The following is a 22,236-nucleotide window of genomic DNA, read 5'->3' as shown; positions in this document are numbered from 1 at the left end:
ATTATTGCAAAACAATATTTTAAATTGCGGCATGAACAAACTACGTATCCTAGCTCTTTTCGCCGCATTGCTGGCCGGTTGTTCCAAACCTTCGGAAAAAATCGTCGTCGCCACCGCGGCGAACGTGCAATATGTGATGAAGGAAATCCAGCAGGAATTTGAAAAAGAATCCGGCAAAAAGATCGAGATCGTAGTCGCCTCTTCCGGCAAGCTCACGACGCAGATCCGCGAGGGCGCGCCATTCGACGTATTCGTTTCCGCGGACACCAAGTACCCCGAAGAAATCTTCAAAAACGGCGGCTCCGATCTGAAACCGGAAGTTTACGCCACCGGCGCATTGGTATTATGGTCCAAAGACATCCCCGAAACCGACCTCAATCCGCAAATACTCGCCACCGGCCAAGTCAAAAAGATAGCCGTTCCCAACCCCAAAACGGCGCCGTACGGCGAAGCGGCGGTACAGGCATTGAATGCATTAAAACTCTACGAACAAACCGAAAAGAAGCTCGTATACGGTGAAAGTATCGCCCAAACCGCCCAGTACATTACCACAGGCTCCGTAGAAGCCGGTTTCAATGCATTATCCATTGTGTTATCTCCTGAAATGAAAGGCAAAGGGCATTACATCCTCGTAGATTCGAGCTTATACAAGCCCATTCAGCAAGCCGCAATCCTATTAAAACACAGCGAAACCTCGCCTAAAAAAGAATCCAGCGAAGCGTTCTACAAATTCCTGTATTCACCGAAAGCGAAAGCGATTTTCAAGCGGTATGGTTACAAATAATAGTCAGGCGTGGTCCAGTGTAGTCAGATGTGGTCAAGAATTGTCGGGATTAATCATAGAAATACTAACAATACATGACCACACGTGACCATTCACCCATTCATCCATTCACTCATTCAAACTAAATTGGACTTCCAACCACTTCTCCTAACCTTCAAACTAGCCAGCATCACTTCAATTCTGCTGCTGGTAATCGCCTTACCCATCGCCTACTGGCTGGTTTTCGGGAAGTTCAAAGGCCGGGGCGTGGTGGAGGCGCTGATCGGCATGCCGCTGGTCCTGCCGCCTTCGGTGATTGGGTTTTATTTGCTTTTGGCATTCAGCCCGTCGCATTGGTTTGGGGCATTGATTGAAGATTGGTTAGGATTGAGGCTGGTTTTTTCGTTTCAGGGGCTCGTTATCGCTTCTATTTTGTACAGCCTGCCGTTTATGGTTTACCCCATCCGCGCGGGTCTGCAATCGCTTCCTGCTTCGCTGCGGGAAGCCTCTTACACTTTGGGCAAAAGCGAATGGCAGACCGTCGTTAAGGTGCTTATCCCTAATTGCAAACCAGCCATTCTCACGGCATTCGTGCTCACATTTGCACACACCGTCGGGGAATTTGGTGTGGTACTCATGATCGGCGGCAACATTCCGGGCGTGACCAAAGTGGCGTCCGTCGCGATTTACAACGAGGTAGAAGCATTGAACTATCCGGCCGCTAATGCTTACGCCCTTGTGCTTTTTGCAATCACTTTCATTATTTTGCTGCTGGTCTATTCCATTAACAACCGCCTGCTCCGTGTCAGACAACCTGCTTGACGTCCATATCCGGCATACTTTGCACACCGCGCACGGCGTCCTGCCGATGGAAATAGATTTCTCGTTACCGGGTAACAGCATTCTCGCGCTAACCGGGCCATCGGGTGCAGGAAAAACGACTTTGCTGCGGCAAATCGCCGGACTCGCCATACCCGGGTCCGGCCGCGTTACTTTTGGTCAAAACCAATGGCTGGACACTGCAAACGGCATTCACCTTCCCGCCCAGCAACGGCATATCGGTTTTATTTTTCAGGATTATGCATTGTTCCCGAATATGACCGTGATGCAAAACCTGGAATTTGCGCTAACCCGAAACCGTAACACGGAGCTGGTCGGGCATTTGCTCGAAACGGCGGGTCTTACGCAACTGGCCGACCGGAAACCACACCAGCTCTCGGGCGGGCAACAACAACGCGTCGCGCTGGCCCGCGCGCTCGTACGCGAGCCGGAGCTGCTTCTAATGGACGAACCTTTCGCCGCCCTCGACCCCGACATGCAGCTGCAATTGCAGGATTTATTGCTAAAACTGCGGCGTGAGCGGCCGTTCACCGTCATCCTCGTCACCCACGACATGGGCGAGATTTTCAGGCTGGCCGACCAGGTAGCGATCATGGAAAATGGCAGGTTAACGCGCATTGGAACACCCGGGGAAGTGTATTTGAATGATAAAATCGAAGGACTACTCGTCTACGGAGAAGTGCTAACCCTCGAAAGAAACAACGAAACGCTGACCATCCATGCCTGGATCGACGGAAAAATCCGCCAGCTGGACATCCCGTCGCACCTCGAAACACAAATGCAACCGGGCACCCGGTTTACGCTGCATTTCGGGGCGGGGAATTCGGAAATACGTGTCTTGAAAACTTGACAGCCGACGGCGATCAAAAAGGGTATTTCCGTCGCCAACGAGTCTTTTCACCAAAAATCACATATTAACCAACCCATGAAAGTACTTTTCAAACTGCTGCAAATTGCCATTATCGCGCTTCCGTTACTTGCCATGCGTGCCGACAAGCCGCTTCGCGTCGTTTTCTTCGGCGATTCCATTACCCAGGCGGGCGTAAGCCCTACCGGTTATATCACCAAAGTAGGCGAAATGCTGAAAGCCAAAGGCCAGGACAGCCAATACGAGCTGGTAGGAGCCGGAATCGGCGGGAATAAGGTATACGACCTCTATTTGAGACTGGAAGACGACGTGCTCGCCAAAAAGCCGGATGTGGTGTTCATTTACGTGGGTATCAACGACGTTTGGCACAAAGCATCATCAGGAACCGGTACCGATCCCGACAAATATGTAAGGTTCTACGAAGCATTGATCAAAAAGCTGAAAGCGCAGAATATCCGCGTGATCGTGTGCACACCTACTGTAATCGGCGAGCGCAATGATAATTCCAACCAGCAGGACGGCGATTTGAACCAGTATTCCAAACTGATCCGCGAGATTGCGACGCGCAATAGCCTGCAACTGCTCGACCTGCGCAAGCATTTCCAGGACTATCTGGCCAAAAACAATCCTGAAAACAAGGAAAAAGGTATCCTTACCACCGACCGCGTGCATCTGACGGACGCCGGCAACCAATTCCTGGCCGAGAAAATGCTGGAAGCGCTGGTGCAGAAGTAATGCATTGAAATAACACAACTACTTGAAGCCAGTCCCGGGAACTACCTCCGCGACTGGCTTTTTTCTTGCCCATTTTTCCGTTTGCTAACCCATCCCGTTACCTGATCATCGGATTTGAAAAGAGTTTGTAATTAATACAAAATTGAGGTCGGAGCTCACCGCTCCCGGTTTTACACTTCAACTTAAACTCAATTTGATCCATGAAACAACACATCCTTCCTTTGTCGATCGCGGCATCCATTCTCCTCCTGTTTACTTACGCATTTTACGCTTGCTTTTCTCCCGCTTCTTTTCACCCGGCAGCCAACGGTAATCCGCAAAAAGCTGCCCGACACACCGCCAGCGACGTTCCGGCCGGCCTCGCCGAATCCATTGCCGCCCGCGAGTACCACATTTCCTACGACCGTGCGCGGAAAATCCTGCAAAGCCCCAACCGAAGGCATAACCTCCGCGCTTATTACCGCCCAGGGAACCTCATCATCCGCAACCGGATCGATTCTGCGGACCATAATTTTTCATTGGTATTAAAAAATGAAGGCATTCTCGCCGACGGCCGCCTGTTGGACCACCCCGATCCGGCAGCCAAACCTGAAATACTTGAAAACAGACTGCTGATCCGCCATTCGAAATTCACCGAAGAATTTATTAATAATGAAGCGGGTGTAAGGCAGAATTTTATCATTCAACAGGCACCTGAGGGCACGAAAGAGCTGAAAGTACAGCTGGCCGCACAGGGCTTGCGCATTCGGAATGGTGCCGAAAATGAATTGTTGTTTTTTAATAAAAATGACCAAACAAACCCGCGCCTCATTTACCGCGACCTGCAATGTTGGGACGCTCGAAACCAGCCGCTCGCCGCGCAACTGACCGCCACGGGCCAACAAATCCAGATCACGGTTGATGTGCGCAACGCCGCCTACCCGGTAACCATCGATCCTATTGTGGTAAATGGCAGTCCGGTTAATGCTAATGCGCTGCTGGAAGCAGATCAGGCGGATGCCTGGCTGGGCTTTTCGGTCGCTTCCGCAGGGGATGTAAATGCTGACGGGTATAGCGATGTACTCGCAGGAGCACCGCATTACGACAACGGACAGGACGGAGAAGGCGCTGCATTTCTCTACTACGGCTCTCCCAACGGCCTGAACCCGGTGCCCACGGTATTGGAGAGCAACCAGTCGCATGCCGAACTGGGATATTCGGTAGCCAGTGCGGGAGATATCAATGCCGATGGTTTCAGTGACATCGCGCTGGGTGCGCCGTTTTATGACAAAGGACAAGCCAATGAAGGTGTTGTGTTTGTGTATTTCGGCTCTCCCAAAGGCGTAAAACCTAATCCGGCCGTGGTGCTCGAAGGCAACCAGTCCGAGGCGCATTTCGGCATATCCGTTGCCCTCGCCGGTGATATCAATGGCGATAATTATAGCGATTTAATGGTGGGTGCCAGTGAATTCGACCAGGGGCAATTGAATGAAGGCGCTGCATTTGTCTATGCCGGCTCTACGAATGGAATCGATCCTAACAAGGTAACCGTCCTCGAAATGAACCAGTCGATCTCCGGAATGGGCACTTCGGTAGCGGGAGCGGGGGACGTCAATGCCGACGGTTTTTCCGATGTGCTCGTAGGTGCGCCGTTTTATGATCTGGGGGAAGCTAACGAGGGGGCCGCATTGGTGTACCTCGGCAGTGTGAAGGGAATATCACTGATTCCCACTATCCTGCAAAGCGACCAGTCCGACGCGCACCTGGGCGCCTCGCTCGCTTCCGCAGGCGATCTCAATGGCGACGGGTTCAGCGATATCATCGTCGGTGCGCCGCATTACGACAAGGCATTTGCAGACCAGGGACTGGTTAAAATTCACCTCGGCTCTCCGAACGGAATCAATGCCAATGCTTCGATCACACTGGCAGGCCAGCAAATGAATGAGGAATTCGGTCGCACGGTTGCCTGCGCGGGCGACGTGGAAGGCGATGGTTACGCCGACATTATGATTGCCAGTAAAATGCAGGGCAAAAACCTGTTCAATGAAGGCGTGGTTAAGCTCTTTTCCGGGGTTCAGGCGGGTATTAATAAAAAACCTTTATCCATTTTCAGAGGCGGCCAGGCGAATGCTTACCTGGGCCAGTCGCTCGCCAGCGCCGGGGACATCGATGGCGACGGATTCAGCGACATTGTCATCGGCGCCCATTTGTATGATCATGGACAAAATAATGAGGGGGCCGTCATGGTCTGGCATGGCGGCGCGTCCGGCCCAGACACCGCCAAAGCGGCCGCTCTGCATTCCAGCCAGCCGGAATCGGCATTCGGGTATGCCGTTTCGGGTGCGGGCGATATCGATGGCGATGGGTACGACGAGATCATCGTCGGCGCGCCACATTACGACAATGGTCAGGCGGAAGAAGGCGTTATATTCGTATTTCCCGGAACGCCGAGCGGCATTAGCAAAACTGCATCTGTGATGCTCGAAGCCGACCAGCCGGATGCGAACTTTGGGGCCTCCGTTTCCGCCGCCGGGGACATCAATGGCGACGGCTTTGGCGACATCATCGCAGGCGCCATGCATTACGACAACGGCCAGGATGAAGAAGGGGCGGCATTTATATACCTTGGATCTGCGTCAGGCATTAACATTGATCCCATTCAACTGGAAAGCAACAAATCCGGCGCGTGGTTTGGGTGCGCGGTAGCACACGCAGGCGACCTTAACGACGACGGTTTTTCCGAAATAGTCATCGGCGCGATGAACTATTCCAATGGCCAATCGGAAGAAGGCGCACTTTACCTGTTCCCCGGTTCTGTGAACGGCCCGGACCTGGCAGGAATGCGGATCATCGAAAGCGACCAGGAAGATGCACGGCTCGGTAATGCGGTATCTCCTGCCGGTGACCTGAACGGCGACGGCCTCGACGATATCGTTGCAGGCGCATACGGCCTGGGTGACTACGACGCCGGAGCCATTTTCATTGGTTATGGGAAAGCCCAATCATTGGATTCGCTTGATATGGAGTGGATTAAAGGCATACAGGATCAGGCACATTTCGGCTGGGATGTATCCGGTGCGGGCGATATCAACGGCGACGGTTTTCACGATCTGATTGTCGGCGCAAATGCTTACGACAATGGCGACGGCGCTGCCAGCATTTACTACGGTGCTCCGACCGGGATCACGCAGGCGAACGTGACGTACCTGTACGCACACGAGACGGGCATGGCCGCTGCCATGGGCGAGTCCGTCGCAGGCGCAGGCGACCTCGATGGCGACGGATATAGCGATGTACTCGTCGGTGAGCCCTGGTTTATGGATGAAAATACCTCGATCATGACCGGCCTTGCACTGGTTTACTACGGATCACCGGCAGGGATCGATCCAAGTCCCCAACGGATTACCGGCAATCCCAATGACACTTTTGATTTCTTCGGATGGTCGGTGGCCGCCGCCGGCGACGTCAATGCCGACGGGTATAGTGATATGATCGTGGGTTCACCCAATTTCAGCTCCGGCCAGACGGATGCGGACGCTGCTTTTGTTTATTATGGGAACAATGGCCGGGGACTACGGAATAACATACGCCTGTACAACCCGGATCTTGTCACACCGTTGAACTATCAGCAGCATGGCAAAAGCGATTTTGGGATCGGGTTGCATTCCAGGTCATTTTTAGGAAAAAACAAAGGGAAACTGGTTTGGGAAACAATCGGTAACGGACAAAGTTTTTCAACGGCTTCCAATGGCCTTTTTGCCAACAGCGTTTCCTTCAACGGATCTCAAAAAGGTTTTCAAATCCTAACAGGCTCCGAATTGAAAAGTAAAGTCAACAAACAAGGCATTAGCACAAATCTGAGAGTTAGAATAAAGTATAATCCTGCCCTTGCATTGACGGGCCAGATGTACGGGCCGTGGAGGTACCTTATCGGGATACTCACAGGAACCACTTGCACGCCGGTACCAATCCATGCGGGTAGTGAAGACAAAGCAGTCGCAGAAGCAGCTTACGTATATCCCAACCCGGCAGCCACGGTATTGCACGTTGACAAGGGAAAGCTCACAATCGTGGGTTCGGTATTAATGACAAGGGAAGGCGTCCCGCTCCGAACCTGGAAAGGTAGCTCCGACAAACTGGATCTCCGTGGCATCCGTCCGGGTAGTTACATCCTGCGCGTCCGTTATGCCGACGCACATGAAAGTACCCATTCCGTGGTACTGAACTAATCGGGCGGTTACTTTCGGGAGATAAACGAACCACGAACTAAGCGATTTTCGCCTGAGAGTAATCGCTTAGCCTTTTAAATTCTGGTATTCGCAAAATTTAAACGCGGGAATAATCCCGTAGTTAAAAACATCCAATTACACACGTATTATGAAAAAGATTTATCAAAGGGCCATGGCGGTTGCCCTGGCTGGCACGACTCTCCTCGGAGCAGGGTTGTGGCACAAACACCACCGAACCGCACCGCTCCCTACCAAAGCGATGACACAAACGTCCGACGCATTGCCGACAGGCGTTTCCGAAGCGACATTAGCGGACATCCGCGGCTCGCTGGAAAAGCAGGAATACCACATTTCCTACGACGAGAAAAAACAAAAGCTGCAAAGCCCGAACCGGAAGAATAATATTCGCGCTTATTACGAACCCGGCAAACTGACCGTACAGACGCGCGTGGACACGACGGGCGAAGGCTTTAAAATGGAGCTGGTTAACGAGGGTATCTTCGCCGACGGCAAGCTGCTCTACAAGCCCGAAGCAGATGCCACCGCCAACCACCACGAGAATAAAGTGCAGATCAGCCACGACGCATTTACCGAGGAATTCATCAACAACGAAGACGGCGTCCGCCAGAATTTCATCGTTGAAAACGCCCCGGAAGGCACCCGTCAATTGCAAGTCAAAATGACGGCAAAAGGCCTCAAAGTAGAACAAGGCTCCGGCAACGAGCTGCGCTTCTATTCCGAAACAGCCGATGACAAATCCCGCAACAAACTCGTTTACAGCGATCTCAAATGCTGGGATGCCAACAAAAAACCCCTGAATGCGACCCTGGCCTACGTGGACAACCGCATCCAGATCAGCGTGGACGTGGCAGGTGCGGCATACCCCGTCACCATTGATCCCATCATTGCCAACGGCACGCCGCTGAATTCCAATCAGATTCTCCAAATTCACCAATTCTATATGTGGCTGGGCTTCTCCGTATCGAGCGCAGGGGATGTGAACGGCGATGGTTACAGCGACGTGATCGTGGGCGCGCCTCAATACGATCTGGGCGAAGAGAACGAAGGAGGCGCTTTTGTGTACAAAGGTGCTGCTCACGGATTATCGCTAACGGCTGTTACCTTCCAAAGTAACCAGAAGGATGCCAAAATGGGATGGTCTGTCTCCAGTGCGGGGGATTTCAACGGAGATGGGTTTGACGATTTTGTCGTAGGTGCACCCGGCGCAACGTTTGGTCAGGCGAAAGGTGTAGCATACGTTTATTCAGGCAATTCTCAAGGCAGCTATAACCTCGCCGAGACCCTTTTTCATGGTAACGGAGATCTAATGGGAACAAGTGTGGCAAGTGGGGATATCAACCGCGATGGCTTTGCGGATGTGATTGTCAGCGAGCCGCTTTATACCACCAATTTCAAATCAGAATGCGGGATGATCGCCATATATCCCGGGTCAGGCAATGGCATCGACGATGCGAACTATACCATTGTATACGCACCTGCGGGTGGGACAAAACTGGGATCAAGCCTTGCTACGGCTGATGTCAACGGTGATGGCTTTGCTGATGTGATAGGTGGGGCGGCCCAGTCCTCCGGAGGTGAAGGATCTGTTTATATATGGCATGGTGCTAGTGGCGGGATTCCGGCCGGTACTTTATCCAATAGTAACATTAAATCAAACACACCCAACGCTGCCTTTGGCACTTCGGTTTCCAACGCTGGCGATGTAAACGGAGACGGTTTCGCCGAGATTATTGTAGGCGCTCCCGGCGTGAGCAATGGCCAAAACAACGAGGGCGTCGCCAGAGTCTATTACGGGTCTATGGGGGGAACTTTATCAGCTTTTAGTACACTGCTGGAAGTTAACCAGGCCGGGGCCGAATTCGGTACGTCGGTTGCAGGTGCCGGGGACGTGAACGGTGACGGATATGACGACGTAATCGTTGGAGCCCCGTTCTATGATGATGCGGTGGCAAACGGCGGTGGCATCTGGATCTTCCACGGATCGCAAAATGGCCTTAATAGCACCAGCAGCTTTTCGCTTAAAGGCCAACAAGTGGAAGATCACTTTGGGCAGGCTGTTTCAGGCGGAGGTGATTTGAACGGGGACGGATACAGCGATATAGTGGTGGGTATACCCGGCTTTGACCAAAGTGGGATGACAAACAACGGGGCTGCGAGGGCCTATTTTGGTAACGATGGCTTTGCGGGAAAAAACAAACGGAACAACACCCGGTTGTACAACTCGAATTTCACGCCGATGACTTATGGACAGTCGGCCCAAACTTCGATTGTGGTAGGCATTTACCCCACGTCTTTCCTGGGGCGCAACAAGGGCCGTCTGGCGTGGGACTACACGCAAAATGGAACCAGCTTCTCCAAAGTCGCTAACACTCCTATTACAAACAGTACGATCATCGACGATGAGTTTGCATCATCTAGCGTTTTACAGTTTAATGAAATCAAAATCGGTATTACGAAACCATGGACAGTGACCCGGATGCGGGTGAGATTTAAATATGACCTTGCTACGGCTTTAACAGGGCAAGTATACGGCCCGTGGCGCACTGTTCCTGAATATCTTCTTTACCTCCCCGCAGGCACGCCGCCTGTACTGGCAAGCGAAGGTGTTGAAAAAGCAGAGATCCCATTTGCCAGACCGGAATACGAGGACATCGTCTCCGTATATCCCAACCCGGTTGCGGACCGCCTCTTTATCCAATCCATCAACATGGAGCAGGTAAAATCACTGCAACTTATTTCTGCAAATGGAACGATGGCATTTACATCCGCCAGGCCACAAACCGAAGTGGACGTGAAACACCTGCCGGCCGGAACGTACATTCTGGTAATCAACCGGAAGGACGGCTCTAAAACTTCTCACAGAGTTCTGATTAAAAAGTAAATAGTACGACCTATATTTTGAAATGCTTCCTGGAATTCCGGGAAGCATTTTTTATTTCCGGCAACTCATTGGTTCTTAACCGATCGGACATTGTTTTCTTCATTCTTGTCTGTCGGGTATCAAATTGTGATCAGGCTTAGAGATAATGCAAAAGGCGTCCACGAGATTCGCGAACGCCTTTTAGTTGATATGTCCTGATTCAAACGAACGGATCACCCATGCACTAATCCCACAACTTCCCAGGATACACCTCCGCCTCATGCAGCGCATTCAGCGATGCCTGCACCGATGGCTTGTCCTCCGGGTAAGTCACCCCGAACCAGTCGGAAGCAATGCGAAATACCCGGCAATCTCCCAGGCCGTCTTTGATGATGTGCGTCATCACCGTCGGGATGTAGAATTCTGCTTTCGGCGTGTTGATATTTTCGCGGGCGTATTTTTCGAAAAGGTCTTTGGTGATGGGGAACATCGAGGGTTTGAAACCCCAGAAGTTCATCGATACCGGCGTTTCGGGCGCGAGTTCGGTGCGGGTTTCGCCTTCTTCGAAATAGATTGTGCCGTTTTCTTCAAAGATTTTGGTACGTTCCACGACGGAATCCAGGTTGTGGTCTTCGCGCTCGACGCATACGCCGCGAGAAACGGTGCCGTTCTCGGAAAGCGTACGTTTCAGCTCGTAGCCGATCATTGCATGCTGCTTGTCGTTGGTATCGGTTTGCAGGAATTGCGCCATCGTTTCAAATGCGTCGCGACCATAGAAGTCGTCGGCATTGATCACGGCAAACGGCGTGTCGGTCTGTTCCCAGGCGCAAAGAGTGGCATGGCCCGTTCCCCAGGGCTTGGTGCGTTCTACGCTGCCTAAATCTTCGGGGACATATGACTGGATTCCCTGAATTGCAAAGTCAAAGTCAATCTTACCTTTCAGTTTCGGGGCGAAAATGGCCTCGGCGCTTTCCTTGATCTCCTGGCGTACGATAAAAACTACCTTTCCAAAACCTGCGCGAATGGCGTCGTATAAAGAATAATCTATGATGGTTTCTCCGTTGGGACCGAACTGGTCGAGCTGCTTGATACCTCCGTATCTGCTACCGATGCCGGCAGCCAAAATCAAAAGAGTTGGTTTCATTCAAGTGGATTTAAACGTTCCGTAATGCGGTGTGTAAAAAGACGGTTCAAAATAAACCCATTCAAAACGATAAAAAAAACGCGTTCCGGGTTTCGGAGCGCGTTTTTTCAAAATAAAATATTTTAATAATTTAATTATACCGCGAAGCTTTCGCCGCAACCGCAAGTACGGGTGGCGTTAGGATTGATGAACTGGAAACCCTTTCCGTTCAACCCGTCGCTAAAATCGAGGGTCGTTCCAGCCAGGTACAGCAGGCTCTTTTTGTCTACGATAATCTTCACTCCTTTGTCCTCAAAAACCATATCATTCGGCTTCGATTCGGAATTGAATTCGAGATTATATGTCAAACCCGAACAACCGCCGCCGAGCACCCCCACGCGAATCTGATAATCGTCGTCGAAACCGTCAGCCTTGCGGAGTTCTACAATTTTATTTTTGGCTGTATCGCTTACCGTAACCATTTTTCTAATGTTTTATTATCTGTTCATTTTAACGCGATTCGCGAGCCTGAAAGTTCACATTATCGCCAAAAATGAATTGTTGTTACATGCCTAACGGCATTTTCCTCTGCACTTAAATCAGCTGCGCCTACACATTACCCTTTCCACGGCGGCTCATTCAATCATTGAAGCACCATCGCCCCGCCCTGGTTAATCCCGGACACGTGCACCGCCGACTCGATCCCCGCACTCGCGAACCGCTCCTGCATGGCTTTTCCTGCATTCTGAGCATTCTCGATGCCTCTACTGAGTGCAAACATAGAAGGTCCCGCGCCGGAAATGCTGCACCCCAGTGCCCCATTCGAAATAGCCGCCTGCTTTACTTCCTTGAATTCAGGGATCAAAATGGAGCGTACCGGCTCAATTATCACATCCACCATCGAACGGCTGATGAGGTCGTAATCCGCTTTCATCAAACCGGCTACAAGGCCAGCGACATTGCCCATTTGAGCAATGGTATTTTTCAGCGAAACCTCGTTGCGCAGAATGAAGCGGGCATCTTTGGTATTGATCTCGATATCGGGATGCACGAGCGTGCAATAAAGATCGTCAGGCACCGGGATCGTGAAGATATCCAGCGGGTTGTAGCTACGGATCACAACAAAACCGCCCAAAAGCGACGGCCCCACGTTATCCGCATGTGCCGAACCCGACGCAATACGTTCGCCTTCCATCGCGAAAGGCAGCAATTCTCTACGGCTTAAAGGATTACCCAGCAACTCGTTCATCGCTACCACACCCGCCACGGCGCTCGCCGCACTGGAACCCATTCCACTGCCGAGAGGCATATTTTTGCGCAAAACTACTTCGCAGCCCAGGTCTTTGATACCCAGATGTTTCAGCAAAGCCAGCATCACCACCGTCACCGAGTTCTTCTCCGCCTGGCGTGGCAGCCGTCCTTCGTCACCCGTGATATCCGTAATGACAACGCCCGGCTCGTCACGCTTGTACAACTCGACCGTATCCCCCGGCTCCTGAATGGCAAACCCGAAAATATCAAACCCACACGACACATTAGCGACTGTCGCCGGCGCAAAAGCTTTTACTGAATTCACTGTAAATGGTTGTTTTCCTTTAAATATTGAAGAACGGATTCAAAGAAGACAACAGCGTCTTCAATAGACTCCTGCGCCTCATGCTCCGCTACTTCATCATAGTCATAGTCACCAAAATTCCTTTTTTCGAATGTCCTTTGAATTCTGATATTCAATGTGGAATCCAGAAAGCCAGTCCTCAAATACAATTCGCGAAACTTATAGTGCGCTCCTGCGTGGGTTTTAGTTTTAATTCCCGACACAAAAAACAAGGCCTGGACCGAATGGAACATGGTGTAATAGGCACGGTTGACACAAGCTTCATAAAGCCCGAGCTTATATGCACCTTTACCATCCTCCAAACAATCCGCAGCCTTTTTCATAATCCGGCCTGCGGTTAATTCTGTCATACAACGATTCCTTCTTTACGAACATTAATAGCCAAAGCCACCTCACCTTGAAGCAGCCTGTTTATCGAAATAGGAACCGTTGATATCCAAAAACTATATTTTAGCCCAAGCTCGGCACTAATGCCGGACATTCGGCTAATTTCTGCAAATGCATTTATACGCTCATCATTCAAAACTACCAAAAAGTCAACATCAGACTCTTCATGCTGCTCTCCACGGGCATAGGAACCAAAAAGAATCACCTTATCGAGCCGCTCCCCATAAAGCGTGCGGATACCAGCTACGAACTCCTCCGTCAACTTCGCTATCGATTCCGGTACTTTCCTGTCGCTCATAGCTCAAAATGGTTCAGAATAACGCCGGCAATTTAACTCCTTCTATCCCAAATAGCTACTGATACTCATGATATCCGCAAACACGCCTGAGGCCGTCACCTCGGCGCCGGCGCCCGGGCCTTTGATCACGAGCGGGCGGTCTTTGTAACGTTCGGTGGTGAATGATACGATGTTGTCGCTGCCTGAGAGCGTGTAAAAAGGGTGTGCCGCATCAACGGTTTTGAGCTCGATGGTGGCCTTGCCGTTTTCGAGGGTCGCGATGTAGCGCAGTTTCTCTCCTTTGGCTTCGGCCGCGGATTGCATATCGGCGAAGAATGCATTGGAGATTTCCAGTTCTCCGAAGAAAGCATCCACTGTCGGGGCATTCAGGCAGTTACCGGGCAGGATTTGTGAGATTTTCACTTCTTCCGGCTCCAATGCCACCCCTACCTCTCTGGAAAGGATCAGGATTTTGCGGCCTACGTCGGCACCGCTGAGGTCGTCGCGTGGGTCGGGTTCGGTGAAGCCTTTGGCTTTGGCCTCTTTCACAACGTCCACAAAGCGGTTGTCGCCACCGAAATTGTTAAATATATAGGATAGCGTTCCCGAGAGGATCGCTTCGATTTTCAAAAACTTATCCCCGCTCGCCATTAATCCCTGAATGGTATTGATAATGGGCAAACCGGCACCTACATTGGTTTCGTACAGGAATTTCACGCCGCGCTGTAATGCAGTCCGCTGCAATGCGATGTACTCCGAATAGCTGCCCGAGTTGGCGACTTTGTTGGGTGTTACGACACTAATGCTGGCATCCAGCAGCATGTGGTAATATTGCACAATGTCCTTATCGGAAGTACAGTCCACAAAAACGCTGTTCGGCAAGTTGAGCTCGATCATGCGCTGCACGAATGCGGGCAGGCTCGTTTTCACGCCCTCGTCCATCACGCGGTCGCGCCAGTTTTCGGGTTTGATGCCGTCCGGGTCGAGGAGCATTTTTTTGGTATTGGACAAACCGGCGATATTCAGGTTCAACAGCTTTTCCTCGCGCAGGTATTTCGTCTGATTGCGGATTTGTTCGATCAACGTTCCGCCGATCAATCCTACCCCGACGATAAACAGGTTCAGCGAGCGCGTTTCCGATTGGAAGAATACGCCATGAATCGCGTTCAGTGCTTTGGAAAGGTCGCTTTTTGAGATAACCACCGAAATATTCAACTCCGAAGAGCCCTGCGCGGTGGCCACTACATTGATACCGTTTTTACCCAAAGCCGAGAACAGCTTACCCGAAATACCGGTGTTTTTCTTCATCCCCTCACCCACAATAGCGACGATAGAGAGGTTTTTCTCCACTGAAATACCATCGATATGCCCCAGACCAATCTCCGTAGCAAATTCTTTTTCGAGCACGTCAATCGCTTTCTGCGCATTCTTCGGGTCTATTGAGAAACAGATCGAATGCTCCGAAGATGCCTGCGAGATCAGGATCACACTAATGGCATTGTTGGAAAGCGCCGTGAACAAACGCCCGGAAATACCCGCCACGCCGATCATCCCGCTGCCTTGGATATTCACGAGCGCGATCTCGTCGATGGACGAAATGCCTGTGATCACATATTCCTTACCGTTAGCGGATTTCTGAACGTACGTGCCTTCGAAATCGGTGTTGAAAGTATTCAGGACTTTCAGGGTGATATTTTTGGCAAATGCAGGCTGCAAACTCGGCGGGTAGATCACCTTCGCGCCAAAATGCGACAGCTCCATCGCTTCCGCATAGGAAATGGAAGGGATCGTGAATGCGTTCGCGACCTTGCGCGGGTCGGCGGTCATCATACCGTCGACGTCCGTCCAGATCTCGATCGACTCGGCTTCGAGCGCCGCACCGAGAATGGAAGCGGTGTAATCGGAGCCGCCGCGGCCGAGCGTCGTCGTGACGCCCTCGGCGGTAGAGGCGATAAAGCCGGTCACGCATTGCAACGCCGTGCTTTTCGCGAAATGCTCCAATATTAAATGATTGGTAACTTCAAAATTGACATCGCCCATGCCATAGGTAGCATTGGTGCGGATGACCTGGCGCGCGTCGCAAAACTCGGCGGCGACGCCTTTGCTTTTGAGGATTTCGGTGATGACCAGCGTCGAAAGCCGCTCTCCGAAGCTCATAATGAGGTCGAGCGTGCGTTCGGACAGTTCCCGTATCCAGGAAACGCCGCGAAGAATGTCTTCCAGCTCATTGAAAAGCCCACGCACAGCGGCAAACGTACTGCTCTGGTTTTTCACAGGAATCAACCCGCGTACGACCGCGAAGTGTCTTTCCTCCACGCCTTTCAAAAATTCGACATATTCCGTATTGCCGGCGGCCGCCATTTTCCCGATTTCGATGAGCCTGTTCGTTACTCCGCCCATGGCAGAAAAAACGACCGCAATGCGCTCGCCTTTGGACAGATTTTCTTCGAGGATACTGATTACCGTTTTGATACTGTCGACCGATCCGACAGAGGTGCCGCCAAATTTAAGAACCTTCATTTAAAGCTATATTCGAAATATGCGAATGTGAACGGCACAGGGCCGCTCATTTTGAACAGAATGCAAATATAGCAATTCAAACGCCGCTTACTTTCAATAATACCCCTAAATGCAGACCACTCCCGCGAAATCGCTGAGCGACCAAATGCAGTCATAACCCCGCACTCTCACACTCAGCCAGTTGCTGCTTCCTGTAACTGCGTATAAACATCTCATTTTAAAATATTAAATTTTAAATAAAATAGCTTTTGTCGCCGAATATTTTATCAAAATGCTTTTTATCAATGCTATATTTTTTGAAATTAATTAAAAATAGAAGATTCTTCTGTTTTTAAGAGAATACCTAACTGTTTCACTCCATTACTTAATCAATTATGAAGAAAGTCTTTACACTAGGCTTCCTATGGGTCTTGCTGTTCCTCTCCGGAACAGGTTTTGCGCAAGACCTGAGCATCAAAGGCAAAGTACAATCGGCGGACGGTTACCTTCCCGGTGCCAGCATCCTCATCAAGGGCACCAGCCGCGGCAGTACTACCGACACCAACGGCGATTTCACGCTTACCGCGCCGGCCAATGCAACACTCGTTGTGTCGTTTATCGGCTACAAAACGATGGAAATCCCGGTCGGCTCGAAAACCGTGTTCGACATTATGCTTGAAAACGACGCGACACAGTTTAACGAGATTGTCGTAACGGCGCTTGGTATTGCCCGTGAAAAGAAGGCATTGGGCTACGCCGTGCAAGAGGTAAGCGGCAAAACGCTCACGCAGGCACGCGAAACCAACCTCGTCAACTCGCTTTCGGGGCGTTTGGCAGGGGTGCAGATCACCAATTCCAATGGCGCGCCGGGCTCCTCGTCGCGGATGATCATTCGCGGCGCGAGCTCCATCGGGAGTAACAACCAGCCGTTGTTTGTAGTCGACGGCGTACCGGTGGATAACAGCAACTTCGGCTCAGGAACGGGTATCGACTATGGTAATGCAGCCGCAGCGATCAATCCGGACGACGTAGAGTCGATCAACGTGCTGAAAGGCCCAAGCGCGGCGGCACTTTATGGCTCCCGCGGGGCGAATGGCGTGGTTTTGATCACTACCAAAAGCGGTAAGGGCACGAAAGGGATCGGAGTTTCGGTCAATTCCAATACGGCCTTCGAAAGCCCGTTCAGGCTGCCTGAATGGCAAAATGAATACGGCCAGGGTGCCGCCGGGCAGTTTGCCTACGTGGATGGCAAAGGCGGCGGCAAGGGTGACGGCGTGGATGAAAGCTGGGGGCCCAGACTGGATGGCCGCCTCATTCCACAATTCGATTCACCCGTTGCAGCCGATGGTACCAGGACTCCCACACCCTGGATTGCGCACCCCGACAATGTGGACAAGTTTTTTGAAACCGGCAGAACATTCACCAACAGCGTTGCCGTAACAGGTTCCAGCGACAAAGCCGATTTCCGGCTCGCGTTCACCAACCTGGATCAGACGGGTATTTTACCTAATACCGATTACAAAAGACGGACTGTTTCGCTGAATGCAAGCTGGAATCTCACCAGCAAACTCAGCATTCGCGCAACGGGAAATTACATCAAAGACGGCTCCGACAACCGTAACAATTTCGGCTTATACTTTATCTGGTTTGGTCGCCAGGTGGATATGGACAAACTGAAAGCCTACAAAAAGCCGGGCAGCATTTACCAGTACAACTGGAACGACAACTATTGGACAAACCCCTATTACCTGCTCAACGAGAGCACCCGGGCCAACGAAAAGGACCGGCTTTACGGCAACTTCTCGGCCACGTACAAATTCACCAGCTGGCTCTCACTGACCGCCCGCACCGGTACCGATTTTTATGAAGACCGCCGTAAGACCAAAAGTGCCGCGCGCCAGGCGATCATCGGCACCTCGGCGCTTTACGATGCTTACAATGAGGAGCAAATCTTCGTTCGCGAATCCAACTCGGATTTCCTGCTCAATGCAACCCATAAGTTCGGGGATTTCGACATTACGGCCAACATCGGCGGAAACCACCGCTCAAACTACGCGCAACGCAACTATATGGGCGCTACCGAACTGGCGATCCCACGGGTTTACAACTTCGGAAACTCCCGCCAGAAGCTCGTCGGTGAAAACAGTTACATCAAAAAGACCGTTAACAGCCTTTACGCGGCCGCTAACCTCGGCTTCCGTAACTATCTGTTCTTAGACCTGACCGCACGAAACGACTGGTCGAGCACATTACCGGCGAATAACCGCTCGTATTTCTACCCTTCCGCGGCGGTGAGCGCGATCGTGACGGACATATTTGACATCAAATCATCGGTTTTGTCTTTTGCAAAATTACGTGCGGGTGTGGCCCAGGTAGGAAACGACACCGACCCTTATCGTTTGGTAAGTACCTATAAATACGAAAATGCCTGGGGAAGCACGCCGAGCCTTTCGGAAAACAATGCGATGCTGAATGCGGATCTGAAACCGGAAATCACGTCTTCCTATGAAATCGGGGCGGATATCCGGTTGTGGCAAAACCGTGTCGGCCTCGACGTGACCTATTACAACAAGGTTTCCAAGAATCAGATCCTGGACGTTAACATTTCCAATGCCACCGGGTTCCTTTCTAAATTGCTGAATGCTGGTAAGATCAAAAACTCGGGCATTGAAATTCAGCTGACCGCCACGCCTGTGAAGCTCGACAAGTTTTCATGGGATATCGGAATAAACTGGGCTAAAAACAACAACAAGGTCGTTGCACTCGACGGCGGGCTTACCACCTATCAGCTGAACAACAGCTACAATGCATTGACTCAGGCCACATCGAGCAACAGTTTCAGAGGATTATCAGTGGAAGCGCGCGTAGGCCAGCCCTACGGCACCTTCTTTGGCAAAGGCTTCCTGCGCGCGCCCGACGGCCAGATCGTGTACGACAGCCAGGGATACCCGATGATCGACCCGGTAAGCCGCGTGCTCGGCAGCTTCACACCCGACTGGATCGGCGGCATTTCCAACACATTTACCTACAAAGGATTCTCGCTCAGCACGCTCATCGATATGAAGCAGGGCGGGGACATTTTCTCGCAATCGATCAATATCGGCCGGTACACCGGTGTCTTGAAAGAAACTACTTTCGGACGTGAGGATGGTGTGGTTGGACAAGGCGTGGTGAATATCGGAACCTCGGCCGCGCCCGAGTATGTGCCTAACGAGAAACGCATTTCATCGGAAGAGTACCATCACAAATATTACCTGCTGACCAACAACGAGAATACCATTTTCGATGCGAGCTACATCAAGTTGCGGGAAGTGAAGCTGACCTATATGCTTTCAGGAAAAGTCTTCAACAAACTGCCATTCCGCGACATCGCCATCTCCATTGTCGGACGCAACCTGGCTCTATTGAAGAGTAACCTGCCGCACATCGACCCCGAAACCAGCTACTACAACGACGGTAACCTGCAAGGGATCGAAAACGGGCAAATCCCGACAACCAAAACCATGGGCTTCAATATCAGTTTCAACTTATAGGCTAATTTCCCGAGACGATGAAAAAGAAAATATATTCAATGGGCATTTCGGCATTGCTTTCGTTCCCAATCATCTGCGCAACGAGCTGCACCGGCGATTTCGACACGATCAATACCAATAATAACAGCGCAGCTACCGGTACCGCCGACCTTTTCCTGCCACACGGCATCCAGAGTGCGGTCGATATTTACTGGGGAGGCTCGCTCGGAATGGATATCGGTGACGGTTACTCGCAGCATTGGGCGCGGATACAGTACACCGACATCGACCAGTACACGGTTTCAAGCGACGTATACACCGCGGCCTGGCAAGGCTTGTATGTGGAATCGCTGGCGGATTATCAACGCATCTACAAAATCGGCAAGGAATCGGGCAACGTCAATTACCAGGCGGTGGCGGTGATATTGCGGTCGTGGGCATTCATGTTACTGAGCGATGTGTATGGAGATGTCCCTTATACCGATGCATTGCAGGGGTTGGAAGGGAATCTTTTGCCTAAATATGATAAGCAAAAGGATGTCTACGCGGGCATTGTGGCTGAGCTTAAATCGGCCGGGGAGTCGATCAACGCTACCGACAAGAATATGACGATCGGGGGCGATATTCTCTTCAACAATGACCTTACCAAATGGAAGAAATTCGCTAACACGCTGAGCCTCCGCGTGCTGAGCCGCATGATCGACAAAGCCGATGCCCCCATTGACGTGAAGGCCGAAATTACCCGGATCCTGAGCGATCCTGCTAAATATCCGGTCATTACTTCCGTAGCCGAGAACGTTCAACTCAACTATCTGGATGCCACCAACAACCAGAACCCGGTCAACGTGAACCGGAAAACACGCGACGACCACCGCGTAAGTGCCACTTTGGTAAACAAAATGAAAGATTTGAAGGACGCTCGCCTGCCCATCTACGCCAACAAACCGGCGTTAAAAGATGAATACACCGGCGTCCCTAACGGTCTTTCTTCTTCGCAGGCCGGAAAACTAGGTCTCGACAGCACTTCGAGGGTCGGTAGTTTTTTCACCGGCCCTACCGCGCCCGGCGTGATTATGAGCTATGCGGAGCTGTTGTTTCTTAAAAGCGAGTTCGCCTACAAAGGAATTGCAGCAGCCGGCGACGTAGCCAAAAACTACACCGATGCCATTACCGCCTCTTTTGCCCAATACAAACTGACCGTTTCTCCCGAATACCTCAATGCAAATGCTCTGAAACCCGGTGCTGCCGGTTTCACACAGATTATGGAGCAAAAGTGGATTGCATTGTACGGCCAGGGCCTCGAAGCCTGGACCGAATTCCGCAGAACCGGCATCCCTGATTTGAAACCTCCTGTATTGAATACCAACCAGAATGTCATTCCAACGCGGCTGCCCTACCCGAACTCGGAAGAATCGCTGAATTACGACAATTTCTCAGCGGCCCTCACCGCCCAGGGAGGCAAGAATGACATGAAAATGAAGCTTTGGTTTGCGAAATGACGCAAATCAGGATGCATTAGAAAGCAAAACGGGACGGATGCGTGCGGCATCCGGCCCGTTTTCTTTTTGGTATTAGTAGTACCTAAAACGAAATCCCTAATCCTGCTCCGATATTTGCAACGCCTACAAATCGCTTTTCATTGATTGGGATACCTACCTCGGGGTAATTACCTACCCGTACATTCACGGCTACGTCTTTCAACTGCGCCTCGGTAGCCAGGAAGTCACCCGAAAGGTGGAAATACAATGGGCCGGCAATGGGCAAACGCAAACTCGCTCCCGCGCCTAACCCGAAACCACTGGTGGAAGCAGGGCTCAAATGCACGAGGATCTGGTTTTCACCGGATTGAAACGTACCCGTCATGTCCACGGTGGGAGAAGTGACTTTTACATAACCTCCCTGTACGTGCCCTTCCAATTGTACCCTCCCGAAATTGAGGAATATGGCAGGCCCCGCCATAATCGCATTAAATTTCCAGCGCGATACCTTCGTATCCCAGGTATGCGAAGTCGTTTCGTTGATAAATCCTTTAATTTCCTCCACGCGAAGATCGGCAATATCCACAATCGGCTGCGGGCGTGTGGTGTTCTGATTCATGCTTCCCGAAAGTTTCAACCCAAACCAGCGTGCTATGCGGAAATCGTAATTGACCTGACCATAATATCCCGAGCCTGTAAGCCCCGCAAACGGGTCGTTCAGTTTTTCCCTTGCGAGCTCTCCTACGGGCAAGCTGTATCCGGCTGTGACCGAAAAGAATGAACGGTTGTCGTTTTGTGCGTCGGCGCCGACTTGTGTAAATAGGAAAAGTGCAAAAAGAAGTATGAAGAAACGTTGGCTAATTTTCATGAATATGGCTGGTTTGTGAGAAGAACTAGTACGTGAAACGAAATTTCCAGCAAAGGTAACATGAAACGTCCCCGATTTATTACATTTTAATTAAGCGACTTAGTTTGGGGAAATTTTATCAACACAATGTTATATAATTCGCTTGAAAAGTCGCTCAAAAAGTGCCGGATCGCGCTGGTATG

The 22,236-nt window shown here is 51.2% G+C and carries 15 protein-coding genes; 8 read left to right on the top strand and 7 right to left on the bottom strand.

Going from position 1 to position 22,236, the window contains the following annotated elements; all coding sequences use genetic code 11:
• Positions 1-31: 31 nt before the first annotated feature.
• The 6 genes from modA to BMW93_RS07690 all read left to right on the top strand — a co-directional run bounded on the left by modA (position 32) and on the right by BMW93_RS07690 (position 10,316).
• The gene (gene modA, locus BMW93_RS07715) at positions 32-784 is read left to right on the top strand and encodes a molybdate ABC transporter substrate-binding protein (RefSeq protein WP_090374647.1); all 753 of its coding nucleotides are present in this window, start codon (positions 32-34) and stop codon (positions 782-784) included.
• A gap of 126 nt (positions 785-910) precedes the next feature.
• Positions 911-1,585, top strand: a complete 675-nt coding sequence (gene modB, locus BMW93_RS07710; RefSeq protein ID WP_090374646.1) for a molybdate ABC transporter permease subunit — start codon at positions 911-913, stop codon at positions 1,583-1,585.
• Positions 1,566-2,453 (top strand): sulfate/molybdate ABC transporter ATP-binding protein, encoded by an 888-nt coding sequence (locus BMW93_RS07705; protein ID WP_229240264.1) that lies wholly within the window; start codon positions 1,566-1,568, stop codon positions 2,451-2,453. Before modB ends, BMW93_RS07705 begins: the two co-directional genes overlap by 20 nt.
• A 75-nt stretch (positions 2,454-2,528) precedes the next feature.
• Positions 2,529-3,206 carry an SGNH/GDSL hydrolase family protein gene (locus BMW93_RS07700; protein WP_090374645.1) on the top strand — a complete coding sequence of 226 codons (678 nt, stop codon included), beginning with the start codon at positions 2,529-2,531 and terminating at the stop codon, positions 3,204-3,206.
• A gap of 200 nt (positions 3,207-3,406) precedes the next feature.
• On the top strand, positions 3,407-7,414 hold the full coding sequence (locus BMW93_RS07695) for an FG-GAP-like repeat-containing protein (RefSeq protein WP_090374644.1): 4,008 nt from the start codon (positions 3,407-3,409) through the stop codon (positions 7,412-7,414).
• 148 nt (positions 7,415-7,562) lie between these two features.
• Positions 7,563-10,316: an FG-GAP-like repeat-containing protein gene (locus BMW93_RS07690; RefSeq protein WP_090374643.1), complete on the top strand. Its 2,754-nt coding sequence runs from the start codon at positions 7,563-7,565 to the stop codon at positions 10,314-10,316.
• Positions 10,317-10,539: 223 nt separating this feature from the next.
• Here BMW93_RS07690 and BMW93_RS07685 read toward each other — a convergent pair whose 3' ends face one another.
• From BMW93_RS07685 to thrA, 6 genes are all read right to left on the bottom strand, one after another.
• Complete coding sequence (locus tag BMW93_RS07685; RefSeq protein ID WP_090374642.1) at positions 10,540-11,439, bottom strand: sugar phosphate nucleotidyltransferase; 900 nt, start codon at positions 11,437-11,439, stop codon at positions 10,540-10,542.
• Positions 11,440-11,573: 134 nt separating this feature from the next.
• Positions 11,574-11,900 carry an iron-sulfur cluster assembly accessory protein gene (locus tag BMW93_RS07680; protein ID WP_090157735.1) on the bottom strand — a complete coding sequence of 109 codons (327 nt, stop codon included), beginning with the start codon at positions 11,898-11,900 and terminating at the stop codon, positions 11,574-11,576.
• 161 nt (positions 11,901-12,061) lie between these two features.
• Positions 12,062-12,994, bottom strand: coding sequence for a homoserine kinase (locus BMW93_RS07675; protein ID WP_090374641.1), 933 nt, complete (start codon positions 12,992-12,994; stop codon positions 12,062-12,064).
• The gene (locus BMW93_RS07670; protein WP_090374640.1) at positions 12,991-13,383 is read right to left on the bottom strand and encodes a HEPN domain-containing protein; all 393 of its coding nucleotides are present in this window, start codon (positions 13,381-13,383) and stop codon (positions 12,991-12,993) included. The genes BMW93_RS07675 and BMW93_RS07670 overlap by 4 nt, the downstream gene beginning before the upstream one ends.
• Positions 13,380-13,718, bottom strand: a complete 339-nt coding sequence (locus tag BMW93_RS07665) for a nucleotidyltransferase domain-containing protein (RefSeq protein ID WP_090374639.1) — start codon at positions 13,716-13,718, stop codon at positions 13,380-13,382. The genes BMW93_RS07670 and BMW93_RS07665 overlap by 4 nt, the downstream gene beginning before the upstream one ends.
• A gap of 42 nt (positions 13,719-13,760) precedes the next feature.
• On the bottom strand, positions 13,761-16,217 hold the full coding sequence (gene thrA, locus BMW93_RS07660) for a bifunctional aspartate kinase/homoserine dehydrogenase I (protein ID WP_090374638.1): 2,457 nt from the start codon (positions 16,215-16,217) through the stop codon (positions 13,761-13,763).
• A 374-nt stretch (positions 16,218-16,591) separates the two neighbouring features.
• Between thrA and BMW93_RS07655 the strand changes: the two genes are divergently transcribed.
• Both BMW93_RS07655 and BMW93_RS07650 read left to right on the top strand, forming a co-directional pair.
• Positions 16,592-19,729 carry a SusC/RagA family TonB-linked outer membrane protein gene (locus BMW93_RS07655; protein ID WP_090374637.1) on the top strand — a complete coding sequence of 1,046 codons (3,138 nt, stop codon included), beginning with the start codon at positions 16,592-16,594 and terminating at the stop codon, positions 19,727-19,729.
• 17 nt (positions 19,730-19,746) lie between these two features.
• Complete coding sequence (locus BMW93_RS07650) at positions 19,747-21,207, top strand: SusD/RagB family nutrient-binding outer membrane lipoprotein (RefSeq protein ID WP_090374636.1); 1,461 nt, start codon at positions 19,747-19,749, stop codon at positions 21,205-21,207.
• Positions 21,208-21,289: 82 nt separating this feature from the next.
• On the opposite strand, the gene BMW93_RS07645 is transcribed toward BMW93_RS07650, so the two are convergent.
• A complete protein-coding gene (locus tag BMW93_RS07645; RefSeq protein ID WP_090374635.1) occupies positions 21,290-22,054 on the bottom strand; it encodes a hypothetical protein in 765 nt (254 codons plus the stop codon).
• Positions 22,055-22,236 lie beyond the last annotated feature (182 nt).

The organism is Dyadobacter sp. SG02 (assembly GCF_900109045.1).
Taxonomy (GTDB): domain Bacteria; phylum Bacteroidota; class Bacteroidia; order Cytophagales; family Spirosomataceae; genus Dyadobacter.
Note: the sequence above shows the minus strand (reverse complement) of the source record. Positions and strands in the feature narration are given on the sequence as shown.